At 64.1% G+C, this 14,675-nt stretch carries 18 protein-coding genes; 12 read left to right on the top strand and 6 right to left on the bottom strand.

All coding sequences use genetic code 11. From position 1 onward, the window contains the following. Positions 1-101: 101 nt before the first annotated feature. From ACSR1C_RS07290 to miaB, 3 genes are all read right to left on the bottom strand, one after another. Positions 102-404, bottom strand: coding sequence for a hypothetical protein (locus ACSR1C_RS07290; RefSeq protein WP_460258831.1), 303 nt, complete (start codon positions 402-404; stop codon positions 102-104). 11 nt (positions 405-415) lie between these two features. Continuing rightward, complete coding sequence (locus ACSR1C_RS07285; protein WP_460258832.1) at positions 416-988, bottom strand: OmpA family protein; 573 nt, start codon at positions 986-988, stop codon at positions 416-418. 172 nt (positions 989-1,160) lie between these two features. Continuing rightward, positions 1,161-2,504, bottom strand: coding sequence for a tRNA (N6-isopentenyl adenosine(37)-C2)-methylthiotransferase MiaB (gene miaB / locus ACSR1C_RS07280; protein WP_460258833.1), 1,344 nt, complete (start codon positions 2,502-2,504; stop codon positions 1,161-1,163). 128 nt (positions 2,505-2,632) lie between these two features. On the opposite strand from miaB, the gene ACSR1C_RS07275 reads away from it, so the two are divergent. Together ACSR1C_RS07275 and ACSR1C_RS07270 are read left to right on the top strand one after the other, a co-directional pair. Next, positions 2,633-3,502, top strand: coding sequence for a glycosyltransferase family 2 protein (locus ACSR1C_RS07275; protein WP_460258834.1), 870 nt, complete (start codon positions 2,633-2,635; stop codon positions 3,500-3,502). A 43-nt stretch (positions 3,503-3,545) separates the two neighbouring features. Then, the gene (locus tag ACSR1C_RS07270) at positions 3,546-4,154 is read left to right on the top strand and encodes a hypothetical protein (protein ID WP_460258835.1); all 609 of its coding nucleotides are present in this window, start codon (positions 3,546-3,548) and stop codon (positions 4,152-4,154) included. 4 nt (positions 4,155-4,158) lie between these two features. On the opposite strand, the gene irrA is transcribed toward ACSR1C_RS07270, so the two are convergent. Beyond that, positions 4,159-4,575, bottom strand: a complete 417-nt coding sequence (gene irrA / locus ACSR1C_RS07265; RefSeq protein WP_460258836.1) for an iron response transcriptional regulator IrrA — start codon at positions 4,573-4,575, stop codon at positions 4,159-4,161. Positions 4,576-4,741: 166 nt separating this feature from the next. Here irrA and fabA point away from each other — a divergent pair, with 166 nt between their 5' ends. From fabA to ACSR1C_RS07250, 3 genes are read left to right on the top strand one after another with little or no spacing between them, the layout of a single operon-like run. Further along, positions 4,742-5,254 (top strand): bifunctional 3-hydroxydecanoyl-ACP dehydratase/trans-2-decenoyl-ACP isomerase, encoded by a 513-nt coding sequence (fabA, locus tag ACSR1C_RS07260; protein ID WP_460258837.1) that lies wholly within the window; start codon positions 4,742-4,744, stop codon positions 5,252-5,254. Between the two features lie 24 nt (positions 5,255-5,278). Continuing rightward, a complete protein-coding gene (fabB, locus tag ACSR1C_RS07255; protein ID WP_460258838.1) occupies positions 5,279-6,508 on the top strand; it encodes a beta-ketoacyl-ACP synthase I in 1,230 nt (409 codons plus the stop codon). Positions 6,509-6,514: 6 nt separating this feature from the next. Further along, positions 6,515-7,303 (top strand): enoyl-ACP reductase FabI, encoded by a 789-nt coding sequence (locus tag ACSR1C_RS07250; RefSeq protein WP_460258839.1) that lies wholly within the window; start codon positions 6,515-6,517, stop codon positions 7,301-7,303. Here the strand turns inward: ACSR1C_RS07250 and ACSR1C_RS07245 are convergent, their stop codons facing one another. Together ACSR1C_RS07245 and ACSR1C_RS07240 are read right to left on the bottom strand one after the other, a co-directional pair. Next, positions 7,304-7,894, bottom strand: coding sequence for a hypothetical protein (locus tag ACSR1C_RS07245; protein ID WP_460258840.1), 591 nt, complete (start codon positions 7,892-7,894; stop codon positions 7,304-7,306). 73 nt (positions 7,895-7,967) lie between these two features. Further along, the gene (locus ACSR1C_RS07240) at positions 7,968-8,396 is read right to left on the bottom strand and encodes an FKBP-type peptidyl-prolyl cis-trans isomerase (protein WP_460258841.1); all 429 of its coding nucleotides are present in this window, start codon (positions 8,394-8,396) and stop codon (positions 7,968-7,970) included. 163 nt (positions 8,397-8,559) lie between these two features. Here ACSR1C_RS07240 and ACSR1C_RS07235 point away from each other — a divergent pair, with 163 nt between their 5' ends. The 7 genes from ACSR1C_RS07235 to ACSR1C_RS07205 all read left to right on the top strand — a co-directional run bounded on the left by ACSR1C_RS07235 (position 8,560) and on the right by ACSR1C_RS07205 (position 14,566). Then, a complete protein-coding gene (locus ACSR1C_RS07235; RefSeq protein WP_460258842.1) occupies positions 8,560-9,246 on the top strand; it encodes a haloacid dehalogenase type II in 687 nt (228 codons plus the stop codon). Then, a complete protein-coding gene (locus ACSR1C_RS07230) occupies positions 9,243-10,070 on the top strand; it encodes an alpha/beta fold hydrolase (protein WP_460258843.1) in 828 nt (275 codons plus the stop codon). The genes ACSR1C_RS07235 and ACSR1C_RS07230 overlap by 4 nt, the downstream gene beginning before the upstream one ends. An 8-nt stretch (positions 10,071-10,078) precedes the next feature. Next, positions 10,079-11,047, top strand: coding sequence for a threonine ammonia-lyase (locus ACSR1C_RS07225; protein ID WP_460258953.1), 969 nt, complete (start codon positions 10,079-10,081; stop codon positions 11,045-11,047). Then, a complete protein-coding gene (locus ACSR1C_RS07220; protein WP_460258844.1) occupies positions 11,044-12,240 on the top strand; it encodes an endonuclease/exonuclease/phosphatase family protein in 1,197 nt (398 codons plus the stop codon). The genes ACSR1C_RS07225 and ACSR1C_RS07220 overlap by 4 nt, the downstream gene beginning before the upstream one ends. A gap of 88 nt (positions 12,241-12,328) precedes the next feature. After that, positions 12,329-13,117: a 3-oxoadipate enol-lactonase gene (pcaD, locus tag ACSR1C_RS07215; RefSeq protein WP_460258845.1), complete on the top strand. Its 789-nt coding sequence runs from the start codon at positions 12,329-12,331 to the stop codon at positions 13,115-13,117. Positions 13,118-13,135: 18 nt separating this feature from the next. Then, positions 13,136-13,858: an alpha/beta fold hydrolase gene (locus ACSR1C_RS07210; RefSeq protein ID WP_460258846.1), complete on the top strand. Its 723-nt coding sequence runs from the start codon at positions 13,136-13,138 to the stop codon at positions 13,856-13,858. A 102-nt stretch (positions 13,859-13,960) separates the two neighbouring features. Next, positions 13,961-14,566, top strand: a complete 606-nt coding sequence (locus ACSR1C_RS07205; RefSeq protein WP_460258847.1) for a TetR/AcrR family transcriptional regulator — start codon at positions 13,961-13,963, stop codon at positions 14,564-14,566. The last annotated feature ends 109 nt before the right edge of the window (positions 14,567-14,675 follow it).

Below are 14,675 nucleotides of genomic sequence, written 5' to 3'. Positions count from 1 at the left end.
CGCCCTGTAACGCAAGCGCTGGGATCGCGGTTTCCTGTAAATGAGCAAAAAAAGACCGCGCTGCCAGGCAACGCGGTCTTTTCATTGTCTTTTTCCAGCGGTCAGATCGGGTCGGAAATTACGCCACTTGTCTTATATGGGCCGATCGCCGTGGTCGGCGGCGCCACACCGGAGCAGACCGGCTTGCCGTATTTGTCGAGTCGCGCCGACAGATAGCCCTCGGCGCCATCATCGATGATCCACTGATCGCAACCGGTCGGATCGACCCAGATACCGGCCCGCAACTGGCTGAGGTCCCTGCGACCGCCGATATAGGTGTCCACGGTCTTGTCGGTGGCAGTCCTGTCGCATGCCGCCACAACGCTGCCCGCGACCAGAAACGCAAGTAATTTGACTACTTTCATATCCGTGCTCCTCAGCGAATGCAGATGATTTCGACGCGGCGGTTCTTGGCCATGCCGGCGGCGGTGCCGTTGGTGGCGACCGGCACCCGCTCGCCATAGGCGCGCACATCGATGACGTTCGCGCCCGTGCTGCGGGCCACCTTGGCCACGGCATTCGCCCGGCGCTGCGACAGCCCCATGTTATAAGCGTCCGAGGCGCGCGAATCCGTATGCCCCGCGATCACGAAGGCCGACGCCTTGGCACCCTTGAAGAATCCCTGCAGCCGCGCCACGCCGGCTGGGCTGATATAGGACTTGTCGGTGGCGAACAGCTGATCCGAAGCGATCACGCCGCAGGTATTGCCGCGGCGGCACACCGGGATCCCGTCGCGGGTAACATGCGGGGTCATGTAGCCTTCGAGCCCGTCATCCATCACCCAATGCTCACACCCGTCCGGATCGACCCAGACCGTGGGGATATAGCGTTCGCCCTTGATCACCTTCTGCTCGGCCTGCGCGGCGGCGCCTGTCAGGGCCAGAGCAAGGGCCAACGCCAGAATGCCCCCGATGCCCGTTCGCAATACGTTGATAAATCTTTTCAACACAATTCTCGTCCTCTGCCGTTACACCCGCGAATGGCAAATGTCCGTGCGCCAAGCAGCCGCCACCGCATCATCCCGCTACACTCTTAGCAAATTCCATTTGATTATGAAGTAGAATCTACCACATGTTGTGTCCATCTGTGAAACAGAAACACACATTTTGCCAGATTACGCATCAATTTGACCCCACCTCCCCCGAAAGCAACTCTCCGGCCAGGGAATTCGACGACGATCCAGTGATTCTGACCCGCGCGACCTGACCCAGCAGATCGGCGGGCGCGGACACATGCACCGCGTGCAGATACTCGGACTTGCCCACCATCTGCCCGGCCAGGCGGCCCGGCTTTTCGAACAGCACGCTCACCGTGCGACCGACCATTGCATCCTGAATCTCGGCCTGCTGACGCGACAACAGCGCCTGAAGCCGCTGCAGCCGCTCGGATTTCACATCCTCGTCCAACTGCGCGCGCTCGGCGGCCGGGGTGCCTGGGCGGGTCGAATACTTGAACGAATAGCACTGGCCGTAGCGTACCTGTTCGACCAGCGCGAGGGTGGCCTGGAAATCCTCTTCGCTCTCTTCCGGAAAGCCCACGATGAAATCGCCCGACAGCAGGATATCGGGCCGGGCCGCGCGGATCCGCTCGATCAGGCGCAGATATTGCGCGGCGGTATGGCTGCGGTTCATCCGTTTCAGAATGCGGTCGGACCCCGACTGCACCGGCAGATGCAGATAGGGCATCAGTTTTTCGCAGTCGCCATGGGCGGCGATCAGGTCTTCTTCCATGTCGTTGGGATGCGAGGTGGTATAACGGATCCGCGCCAGACCGTCGATTTCGGCCAGTTCGCGGATCAACCGCGCCAGCCCCCAGTCACGGTCATCCGCGCCTTCGCCGTGATAGGCGTTGACGTTCTGGCCCAGCAGCGTGATCTCGCGCACACCGCGGTCGACCAGATCGCGCGCCTCAGCCAGCACGCGGTCCACCGGGCGGCTGACCTCTGCGCCGCGGGTATAGGGCACCACGCAAAAGGCGCAGAACTTGTCGCAGCCTTCCTGCACGGTCAGAAACGCGGTCGGACCGCGCTGCGCCTTGGGGCGGGCGGCCAGATGCGCGAACTTGTCTTCCTCGGGGAAATCGGTGTCGAGCGCCTTTTGCCCCTGCCCGACGCGGGCCTCCATCGCGGGCAGCCGGTGATAGCTTTGCGGCCCCACCACCAGATCGACCATCGGCTGGCGGCGCATGATCTCGGCCCCTTCGGCCTGGGCCACGCAGCCGGCCACGCCGATCTTCAGGTCCGGTTTCGCAGCCTTCAGCCCCTTGAAGCGGCCCAGCTCGGAATAGATCTTTTCGGCCGCCTTTTCGCGGATGTGACAGGTGTTGAGCAGGATCATGTCGGCATTGTCGGGCGTGTCGGTCGCGACATAGCCCGCCCCGCCCAGCGCCTCGGCCATGCGCTCGCTGTCATAGACGTTCATCTGACAGCCGTAGGTCTTGATGAAAAGCTTCTTTTGCTCGGCCATGATCCGCGCCCCCTGATCTCAAGGCGTCCTCCTACACCAAAGCGGCCCTTGCCCGCAACGCTTGCAATAGGGCCCGATATGCAGGAGTTTCGCGCAAACCCCTTCCAACGGGGCAGTGGGATACGGGCATGAACTATAGCGGTCTGAGCGATTTTCTGAGCACCGGCGCACAGGCGCTGGCCAAGGGGCCGATCGCCCTGATCCTGGCCGAGGATCTGGTCGAGGTCGACACCACCATCCGCCACCACCTGAATCTGGGTTTCAAATCCCTGATCCTGTTCGCCCCCGACGAGTTGGACCTGCCCGCCGATATCGGTGAAAAAATTCACCGCGTCCGGCTGGATGTGCACCGCGAAGGCGCGCTGTTTCACGCGATCAACCGGGTGATCGAGGCGGCCAGCGGTCAGTGGCTGTATTACTGCTATAACGCCGAATATCTGTTCTTTCCGTTCTGCGAGACCCGCAGCATCGGCGAAATGCTGGCCTTCCATACCGAGGAACGGCGCGATGCGATGCTGGCCTATGTGATCGACCTGTATGCGGGCGATCTGGACCGGTTTCCCAACGCGGTCTCGCTGGAAACCGCGCTGCTGGACAAATCCGGCTATTACGCGCTGGCCCGCCCCGACCCCGTCAACAAGGGCCACCCGAAAGAGCGGCAGCTCGATTTCTTCGGCGGGCTGCGCTGGCGGTTCGAGGAACACGTCCCCGAAACCCGGCGCAAGATCGACCGCATCGCGCTGTTCCGGGCGAAACCGGGGCTGGTCATGCGCCCCGATCACACGTTCAGCGATGAAGAATACAACACCTATGCCTGCCCCTGGCACCATAACCTGACGGTTGCGATCTGTTCGTTCCGCACCGCCAAGGCGCTGAAATCCAACGCCGGATCCACATTCGACATCCACAACTTTCAGTGGCACAACTCGACCGAATTCAAATGGACCTCACAGCAACTGCTCGATCTTGGTCTGATGGAGCCGGGACAGTGGTTCTGACCCGCCGCCGCCCGCGTGAAAACAGGAACGAAAGGCAATGCCGATGAACGTGCGCAAACAAGAAATGGCGGTATTCTGGTTCACCCTCGCCTATGTCGCGGTGTTTTCGGCATGGTTCTTCGCGATCGGGAACTACGAATTCATCTGGTATGTGGTGACGATGGTCGCCCTGATCGCGCTGGTCAGCGTCAACCTGCGCAAGGCCGAATTCCCTGCCCCGCTGCTGTTTTCGCTCAGCCTGTGGGGTCTGGCGCATATGGCCGGCGGCGGCGTGCCGGTGGGCGACAGCGTGCTTTATTCCGCCGTGCTGGTGCCGCTGTCGCTGAATGGCGAGATGACGATCCTGAAATACGACCAGATCGTTCATGCCTATGGGTTCGGCGTCACCGCCTGGCTGTTGTGGCACCTGATGGCCCGGCATTTCCCCCAGACCAAAGGCACCGCCACGATCTATGTCTATCCGGCGATCGGCGCGATGGGGCTGGGATCGGTCAATGAAATCATCGAATTCATCGCGGTTCTGGGCATCCCCGAAACGAATGTGGGCGGCTATTACAACACCGCGCTTGATCTGGTGTTCAACGCCGCCGGGGCCTGTATCGCGGTGGTTTTGATCGCGCTGCAACAGAAAATAGCGGCGGCACGGGCCTGACGGGTCAGGTGCGGCGCAGCCGGATCACCACATCGACCTTCACCACCTCGGCCCCTTCGGGCGCGTCGGGCAGGCAGATGATCTTCAGCTTGTCAGAGGGCGCGTCGGTCAGCATACCGTCATCTTCCCAGAAGAAATGCGGATGATCCGAGACGTTGGTGTCGAAATAGCTTTTGCTGCCATCCACCATCACCTCCTGCATCAGCCCCGCGTCGCAGAACGCCTTGAGGGTGTTGTAGACCGTCGCGAGAGAGACTTTTTCGCCCGAGCCGACAGAGGCCGCATAAAGGCTTTCGGCGGTCACATGCCGGTCGTGCCCGTCGCCGATCAGCAGCGCCGCCAGCGACACGCGCTGGCGCGTCGGGCGCAGGCCGGCCTGTGCCAGCCAGTCGGTTCCACGTTCAATTGCCTTGGGCGTCATCTTCGGTATCCAGCTTGACTTTCGGATCCTGTATAATCCGTGCGATCCGGTGATTCAATTGAATTTCCCGGCCTGCCGCGTCGGCCCGGCCTATTGCATGGCCGCGAAGGGCGATGATAGAGGGGGATGGATCAAGACCAGGGAAGAGAAAAAGGGGCAGGGCTGGATGGCCGATTTTCCGAATAGCTTCGACAAGGACGACCTCCTGAAATGCGCGCGGGGCGAATTGTTCGGGCCCGGCAATGCCCAGTTGCCGCTTCCGCCGATGCTGATGATGGACCGCATCACCGACATCAGCGCCGATGGCGGCGCGCACGGCAAAGGCCATGTCGTGGCCGAATTCGACATCACCCCCGATCTGTGGTTCTTCGAATGCCACTTTCCCGGCAACCCGGTGATGCCCGGATGCCTGGGTCTGGACGGGCTGTGGCAGTTGACCGGTTTCAACCTGGGCTGGCGCGGCTGGCAGGGTCAGGGCTTTGCCCTGGGCGTGGGCGAGGTCAAGCTGAGCGGCATGGTGCGCCCCGACCGCACGATGATCACCTATTTCGTCGACTTCACCCGTGTGATCGACCGCAGGTTGAAGATGGGTGTGGCCGATGGCCGTGTTGAGGCGGACGGCGAAGTGATCTATCAGGTCAAGGACATGAAGGTCGGGCTGGCCGCAGCCGAGGCCTGAGCCACCACCAGGAAGGAGCACGCCATGCGCCGTGTCGTCGTCACAGGTCTGGGGGTCGTCTCCTCGATCGGGAATACTGCCACCGAAGTGCTGGCCGCACTGAAGGCCGGCACATCGGGGATCACCGCCAACGCCGCGATGATCGAGCACGGGTTTCGCAGCCAGGTCGCGGGTGATCTGACGATCGACGTGACCGAGCATGTGGAAAAACGCACCCTGCGCTTCATGGGGCCGGGTGCCGCCTATGCCCATATCGCGATGAGCCAGGCGATTGCCGATTCCGGGCTGGAAGAGGCCGATATCGTCAACCCGCGTACCGGGCTTGTGGCCGGGTCCGGCGGGCCGTCGACCTCGGCCATGCTGGCGGCGCATCAGACCGTGCTGGAAAAGGGCAGCCCCAAGCGGATCGGCCCCTTTGCGGTGCCCAAATGCATGTCCTCGACGATTTCGGCCAACCTGTCGACGGCGTTCAAGATCAAGGGCATCAACTATTCCATCACCTCGGCCTGCTCGACCAGCCTGCATTGCATCGGCAACGCGGCCGAGCAGATCATGATGGGCAAGCAGGACGTGATGTTCGCCGGTGGCGGCGAAGAGCTGGACTGGACCCTGTCCTGCCTGTTCGACGCGATGGGCGCGATGAGCAGCAAGTTCAACGACACGCCGGAAAAAGCCTCGCGCGCGTTCGACGCCAACCGCGACGGGTTCGTGATTTCGGGCGGCGGCGGCATCGTGGTCCTGGAAGAACTGAACCACGCGCTGGCTCGCGGCGCCAAGATCTATGCCGAAGTCACCGGCTATGCCGCCACATCCGACGGGCATGACATGGTCGCGCCTTCGGGCGAAGGCGGCGAGCGGGCGATGCGGCTGGCGCTTCAGTCGCTCAGCCCCGATCGCAAGGTCGGCTATATCAACGCCCACGGCACCTCGACCCCGGTCGGCGATGTGGGCGAGGTCGAGGCCGTGCGCCGCGTCTTCGGCCAGGGCAGCACTCCGCCGATCAGCTCCACCAAGTCGATGACCGGCCATAGCCAGGGCGCCACCGGCGCGCAGGAGGCGATCTATTGCCTGCTGATGCTGGAGCATGATTTCATCGCGCCCTCGATCAATGTCGAAACGCTGGATCCGGCGCTGGACCCGGCCGAAATCGCCACCACCCGCGTGGATGCCGCCGGGCTGGACACGGTGATGACCAACAGTTTCGGCTTTGGCGGCACCAACGGGTCAATGCTGCTGAGCAAATATCACGGATGAATGCAGATGCCTGAACTGATGAACGGTAAACGCGGCCTGATCATGGGCGTCGCCAACGAACGCTCGATCGCGTGGGGCATCGCCAGGGCGCTGCACGCAGAGGGCGCGGAACTTGCCTTCAGCTATCAGGGCGAGGCGTTCGGAAAACGCGTGGCGCCGCTGGCCGAAAGCCTGGGCTCCGACATTCTGGTCGATGTCGACGTGACCGACGACGCATCGCTGGACGCCGCCTTTGCCGAGTTGCAGAACCGCTGGGGCAAGCTGGACTTCGTGGTTCACGCCATCGCCTATTCCGACAAGCACGAACTGACCGGCCGGTTCATCAACACCAGTCGCGAGAATTTCAAGACCTCGCTGGTGATCTCGTGCTATTCGCTGATCGACGTGGCCCGCCGCGCCGCCCCGCTGATGGCCGAGGGCGGCAGCATCATCACCCTGACCTATCAGGGCAGCAACCGGGTAACGCCCTATTACAACGTGATGGGCGTGGCCAAGGCGGCGCTGGAATCGGCGGTGCGCTATCTGGCCAACGATCTGGGTCCCGACGGCATCCGCGTGAACGCGATCTCGCCCGGCCCGATGAAAACGCTGGCCGGCGCGGCCATCGGCGGCGCGCGCAAGACCTTCCGCTATACCGCCGCCAACGCGCCCCTGCGCGACAACGCCACGCTGGAGGCGATCGGCGGCACCGCGGTTTATCTGGCCTCGGATCAGGGCGCCTGCACCACGGGCGAGATCATCACCGTGGATGGCGGCGTGCACGTTCTGGGAATGCCGCAGCCGGAAAACCTGTAATCACGGCTCGGGCGGGCCCGCCTTGCCGGTCTGCTGCTGGACATGCGCCTGAAACGCTGCGGCATCGCCGTAGTCGGTGAAACCATCATATCTGGCGTGGGTGCTGGCCAGACGGCGGGCGTGCTTGATCGGGCACCAGCGCTGTTCGGTCCGGCCTGCCACTTCGCGCACGAACTCGATCAGCCCGTTGCAATAACCGCAATAGATGCAGTTCACCTTTTGCAGCCCGTTCAGATAGGCCAGATGCTGCCGGTCGATGGCGATGTAATCGCGCCGCCGGACCTTTTCGATACCGTAGACCGGAAAGCAGATCGCCTGATAGACGGTCACGAAAAGGTCGAGCAGCACAAAGGGAATGATCAGCGCATAGATCGCGGGCGCAGTCACGATGACCAGAAACTGGGCCCGGCTGAGGAAACTGCGCAGGCTTTCACGTTCGGCGCGGTGGGCGCGGCGGGCCTCCTCGTCGAAGATCACCCGCCGCCGGATCACGCGATAGCGGAACCGTTCGCGCCGGGCGTCGAACTCGTCCTGAAGCGCGTCCTGCATCTCGCGGATACGGGCGCGCAGCTTGTCGATCTGGGTTTCCATGGCCCCGGCCCTTTCGCGAATACGGCGTCAGGTCATAACAGCATACAAGCGGTGCCGGGGCCATGGCGAACCGTCAGGCGATTTCGAGCAATTCGATCGCGAAGGTCAGATCCTGCCCCGCCAGCGGGTGGTTGGCGTCCAGCACGACCTCGGCCTCGGTCACTTCGGCCACCACCACGGGCATCACCTGACCCTGCGGGGTCTGCAATTGCAACTGTGTGCCGATCTCCAGCGGGATGTCGGCGGGCACCTGGGCGCGCGGCACCGCCTGCGTGGCTTCGGGGTTGTGATCGCCGTAAGCTTCGGCGCAGGGGATTTCGACGGTCTTCTTGTCGCCCGCCACCATGCCGGGGATCGCCTTGTCGAGGCCGGGGATGATTTCGCCCGAACCGACGGTAAATTCCAGCGGGTCGCGCCCTGTGGAACTGTCGAAGGTGGTGCCATCGGCCAGGGTGCCGGTGTAGTGAATGCGAACCTTGTCGCCCGCTTTTACCTGGGTCATCGCGTCTCTCTCTGATGTCGTGGGATGGGTTTGCAGAGGCCGTACCGGGGTGGCGCGGGTGCTCTGGGCGTGGGCCGAGTCTAAAAGACCTGCCCGCGATGTAAACCCTGCCCCTTTTCGTCCCGTGGCCGCTGTGCCACTCTCCGGGTTCAGAGGGGACCGCATGACCATCACCACCTGCATTTTCGACGCTTACGGCACGCTTTTTGACGTGACCGCCGCCGCGCGGCAGGCGGCGGATGAGCCGGGAAACGAGGCGCTGGCCACGATCTGGCCCAAGCTGGCCGAGGATTGGCGCCTCAAACAACTGCAATATACCTGGCTGCGCGCGGTCACTGGCGCACATGCGGATTTCTGGACCGTGACCCAGGACGGGCTTGATTGGGCGCTGGAAGCCGCGGGGCTGGACGACCCCGCGCTGCGCGCGCGCCTGCTGGCGCTCTACTGGCAGCTTTCCGCCTATCCCGAGGTGCCCGAAATGCTGGCGCGCCTGAAACAGGCCGGACTGAACACCGCCATCCTGTCGAACGGATCGCCCGCCATGCTGGACGGCGCGGTGCAGTCGGCGGACATCGGCGATCTGCTGGACGATGTTCTGTCGGTCGAAAGCGTGGGTATCTTCAAGCCGCACGCCTCGGTCTATGATCTGGTCGGCAAACGCTTCGGCTGTGCGGCGGGCGCGGTTCTGTTCGTGTCGTCCAACGGCTGGGACGCGGCGGCGGCCACCGGCTATGGTTTCACCACCGCCTGGGTCAACCGCGCCGGCGCGCCGATGGACCGGCTGCCGTGGACGCCCGCGCATGTGCTGCGCGACCTGACCGAAATCCCCGACCTTGCACGGAGGCTTTGATGCAATATTTCACCGCCGATGACGGCGCAAAAATCGCCTATCGCGACGATGGCGGCGACGGTATCGCGCTGTTGTGCCTGTCGGGCCTGACCCGTAATGCGGGCGATTTCGACTATCTGGCGCCGCATCTGCCGGGCGTGCGGATGGTCCGCATGGATTATCGCGGGCGCGGACAGTCGGACTGGACCGGCCCCGCCACCTATACCGTCGGGCGCGAGGCCCTGGACGCGGTCGGGTTGCTGAACCATCTGGGGCTGGGCGCAGTGCCGATCCTGGGCACTTCGCGCGGCGGGCTGATCGGGATGCTGATGGCCGCCACCGTGCCCGACCGGGTGGCCGGGCTGTGCCTGAACGACGTCGGCCCGGTGATCGAACGATCGGGGCTGGAAAAGATCTTTGACTATGTCGGGCGCAACCCCGCCGCCAAGACCTATGCGCAGGCCGCCGCCGCCATGCCACGGGTGATGCAGGGGTTCGCCAATGTCCCCGACAGCCGCTGGCTGGAAGAGGTGCGCAAGCATTACGTCGAAACCCCCGACGGGCTGAAGATCAACTACGACCCGACCCTGCGCCAGGCGTTTCTGGATGCGTTTCAGGGCGAGGATCCGGATCTGTGGCCGCTTTACGACGCGCTGGCGGGCAAGCCCGTGGCGCTGATCCGGGGCGCCAATTCCGATCTGCTGTCGCCCGGCGTGGCGGCCGAAATGGCCCGCCGCCGCCCCGACCTGATCTTCGCCGAAGTGCCGGACCGCGCGCATATTCCCTTCCTCGACGAACCCGAGGCACTGGCCGCGATCCACGGCTTTCTGGAGAAGTTCCGTTGAATATCGACATGATTGACGCCGCCGCCGCGCGGCTGACGGGCCACGCCCGCCGCACCCCGCTGCTGGGCTCGCCGTTTCTGGATGACATCGCCGGACGCCGCGTGCTGGTGAAACCCGAATGCCTGCAACATACCGGGTCATTCAAGTTTCGCGGCGGCTGGTCGGCGGTGTCGGCCCTGACACCGGCCGAGCGGCGCAATGGTGTGATCGCGTTTTCATCTGGCAACCATGCCCAGGGCGTGGCGCGGGCGGCGCAGCTGCACGGGATCGCGGCAGTGATCCTGATGCCCGCCGACGCGCCCCGCCTGAAGATCGCGAACACCCGCGCCATGGGGGCCGAGGTGATCCATTTCGACCGCGCCACCGACGACCGCGACGCCATCGGCGCCAAGCTGGCCGAAGAGCGCGGCCTGACCCTGATCAAACCCTTTGACGAACCGCAGGTGATCGCCGGCCAGGGCACCGTCGGGCTGGAGATCGCCGCGCAGGCCGCCGGGATGGGCGTGGACAAGGCCGATGTGCTGGTGCCTTGCGGCGGCGGCGGTCTGACGGCGGGGATCGCGCTGGCGCTGGCGGCACGCGCCCCCGGCCTGACCGCCCGCCCGGTCGAGCCAGAAGGCTTTGACGATACCGCGCGGTCGCTGCTGTCGGGCCGGATCGAACGTAACGCGCGCACCAACGGCTCGCTGTGCGATGCGATCATCACGCCGCAGCCGGGCAACATCACCTTTCCGATCCTGCAACGCCTGTGCGGCCCGGGGCTGGTCGTGACCGAAGAACAGGCGCTGCGCGCCATGGCCGCCGCCTTCACGCGGCTGAAGATCGTACTTGAACCCGGCGGGGCCGTGGCGCTGGCCGCCGCGCTGTATCACCGCGACCGGATCGACGGCGACACGGTGATCGTCGTGGGCTCGGGTGGGAATGTGGATGCCGGGCTGTTTTGCCAGGCGCTGACCGATTACGGGGACGGATCATGACCGAATTCACCATCGCCAGCTTCAACGTCAAGAACCTGATCGGGGCGGAACAGGAATATTACCGTTTTGAGGAATACACGCCCGAGGAATTCGCCTGGAAGCAGGACTGGCTGGCCGATCAGTTGATGACGATGAACGCCGATATCGTCGGCTTTCAGGAGATATTCGAAGAAGAACCGCTGCGCGCCCTGATCGCCGAAACCGACGCGCGCGGCCTTGCCTCGAACGCGGCCAGCCTGCCCAACCGCACCAAGCGCTATGCCAAAAAGGCGATTTTTCGCAAGCTGGCCTATGACCCTTACGGCACCGCCGCGCTGGCCTTTGCCCCCAACCTTTCGGACAGCGGGCCGGGCGCGCGCCGGCCCGGCACCGCGATTCTGTCGCGCTTCGGGTTCACCGAACCGCCCCAGGTCATTCAGCAGCTCGACCCGCCGCTGGAGATCCCGTTTCACCATCTGGGCGGCGGCGATGCGGGCAGCTATCGGGTCGAGCGCCTGTCACGACCGGTGGTCCGCGCGCGGGTGCCGGTGGGCAACCGCGTGATCACCGTGTTCAACTGCCATCTGAAATCGAAGCTGGGCGAATTCATCCGCCCGCATGGCGCGCGCTATTCGCCCGAAGTCGATCTGCTGGCCTATGACGCGCCGGGGCGGGCGATGGGCTTTTTGCGCGCCGGGCTGCGGCGCATGGCCGAGGCCTGGGTGCTGCGCAAGCTGATCCTGGACGAGTTGGACAAGGGCCATCCGGTGATGGTTCTGGGCGATTTCAACGACGGCGAACATGCGGTCTCGGCCGAAATCATCAGTGGCGAGCTGCCGTTCCACAACTATGCCTGGATGCGGCGCCACGACGCCGAACGCGCCACCGACCGCTACAGCAACGAAGAGGCCGCGCAGATTCTGGAAAGCGTCGAGCGGGTGCGCCTGCATTCCGCCGAAAAGCTGTTCGTGCGCAAATCGCTGCGCGACATGGTTTATACGACGGCCTTTGGCGGGGTGTTTGAATCCCTTGACCGGATCCTGATGTCGCGGCATTTCCACCCGGATTTTCCGGGGCGGATCGCCGAGATGGACTATTTCAGCGTATTCAACGACCACCTGACCGACGGATCGCACCCCGAAGCACCCTATAACAAGCTGGCGTCGGATCACGGGCAGATCATGGCCCATATACGGCTGACGGATCAGGAATAACACAGCAGACTTGTTGAGCCTGCTAAGCAAATGCGGCATGAGGGCGGAAAGCGCGCCCGAACCGGGCCAGTTGACGGAGGAGACAGACATGAACATCGCCGACCTTGGCAACGTACAGCTTCACTACCGCGAAGATGGCGACCCGAACGGCGCGCCGGTGGTCTTTGCCAATTCGCTGGGCACCGACATGCGGCTGTGGGACGACCTGCTGCCGCTACTGCCCGCCGGGTTGCGGCTGATCCGTTATGACAAGCGCGGGCATGGGCTGTCGTCCTGCCCCGCCGGCCCCTATTCCATGGGGGCGCTGGTGACCGATGCGGAAAAGCTGCTGGATTATCTGAAGGTCAGGGATTGCGTCTTTGTCGGCCTGTCGATCGGCGGGCTGATCGCGCAGGGGCTGGCGGTGAAGCGGCTGGATCAGATCCGCGGGCTGGTTCTGTCCAACACCGCCGCCAAGGTCGGTACAAAGGAAATGTGGCAAGACCGGATCGACGGCATCCGCGCGGGCGGGATCGAGTCGATCGCCGACGGTACGATGGAACGCTGGTTTGGCAAACCGTTCCGCGCCACGCCCGCGATGCAGTTGTGGCGCAACATGCTGACCCGCCAGCCGGTCGAAGGCTATACCGGCTGCTGCGCCGCCATCGGCGGGGCCGATTTCTATACCACCACCGCCGGGCTGACCCTGCCCACGCTGGGTATCGTCGGCAGCGAAGACGGCGCAACCCCCCCCGATCTGGTGCGCGAAACCATCGACCTGATCAAGGGCGCCTATTTCCACATCATCCGGGGCACCGGCCATCTGCCTTGCGTCGAAAATCCCAAGGACTACGCCACCGCGCTGACCAAGTTCCTGACCGAGATCGGCCATGTCTGACCGCGCGGGGCGCCTCTGATGGCTGAATTCCTGCTGATCCACGGGTCGTGCCACGGGGCATGGTGCTGGCGCGATGTGCTGCCACTGCTGAACCGCGGTGGCCACAGCGCCCGCGCCATCGACCTGCCCTCGCATGACGCGGAGGACACGCCCATCGCGGATGTGACGCTGGATTTATACGCCGATGCGATCCTTGCGGCGATCGAGCGGCCGGTGATCCTGGTCGGTCATTCGATGGCGGGTTATCCGATCTCGGCCGCCGCCGAAAAAGCGCCCGACAAGATCGCGAAACTGGTCTATGTCTGCGCCTATGCGCCGGTTTCGGGCAAGTCGCTGACCGACATGCGCCGCGACGGCCCGCGCCAGCCGCTGCTGGACGCGATCACCAAGTCCGCCGATGGGCTGGCCTTCAGCTTCCTGCCTGAAAAAACCGAAGAAAAACTGTACCACGACTGCCCGCCCGGCACGGTGGAATTCGCCAATGCCCGCCTGTGCCCGCAGGCGATCAAGCCGCAGGCCACGCCGATCACCCTGACCGGCCGCTATGCCAGCGTCCCCAAACATTATATCCGCTGCACCGAGGATCAGGCCATTCCGCCCGAGTATCAGCGCAGCATGACCGAAGGCTGGCCCGCCGGAACGGTCGAAGACCTGCCCTGCGCACACTCGCCCTTCTTCGCCTGTCCCGACACCTTGGCGCAGCGCCTTCTGGCGCTGGCAGCGGCCTGTTCCCCATCCTAGGCGGAACAGGTACCGCGCTGCGGTAAAAAGACCCGGACGAAGTGCTTGCCTCGTGTCCCGGAGCGGCCTACGCTGTGAACAGCGTTCCGCAAGGAGGCGATCATGGCCAAAAATCCCAGCCCAAAACAAGACGCCCTGCGCGCCCGGCTTCTGGATGTCGCCGAGGCGGAAATCGCCAGAGGCGGCATCGTTGCGCTACGCGCCCGCGATCTGGCCGCCGAGGCGGGCTGTGCGCTGGGGGCGATCTATACGGTGTTCGGCGACCTGGGCGAAATCGCCGTCGCCATCAACCGCCGCACCATGACACAGATGACAGAACGCATGGCCAGCGCCATAGAGGGGCTGGACGAAGAGGCCCCCGCCGATCTGCTGATCACCCTGGCACAGGCCTATCTGGGTTATGCCGAAACCGAAAATCAGCGCTGGCGCACGCTGTTTTCCATCGGTTTGCCCGACTCTGGCAGCGAACCCGGCTTTCACGATGCGCTGACCCCGCTGACCGAGTTGTTCATCCCGGCGCTGGCCCGCCTGGCCCCCGCCAATACCACCCGTAACAACGCCCGCAACGCGCGCGCCCTGTTCGCATCGGTGCATGGGATGATCGCGCTGGGGCTAGAACCCCGGCTGGCCGCGCTGGACCGGCGCGATCTGGACCGTATGATCGCGCGCGTCGTCGCCACCCTGAGCGACCGGCAAGAGCATCTTTAGATGATCTAGGGCCGCACAGGCGACGCCATCTGGCCCCCGCGAGGCTGCACCCGCCTATTAGCGGCGACGAGCTGCCGGAACCACTGGATATTGTCGAAAACTCTTGTGA

The sequence above is a fragment of the Actibacterium sp. D185-2 genome, assembly GCF_054954595.1.
This window is presented reverse-complemented; position numbering and strand designations above follow the sequence as displayed.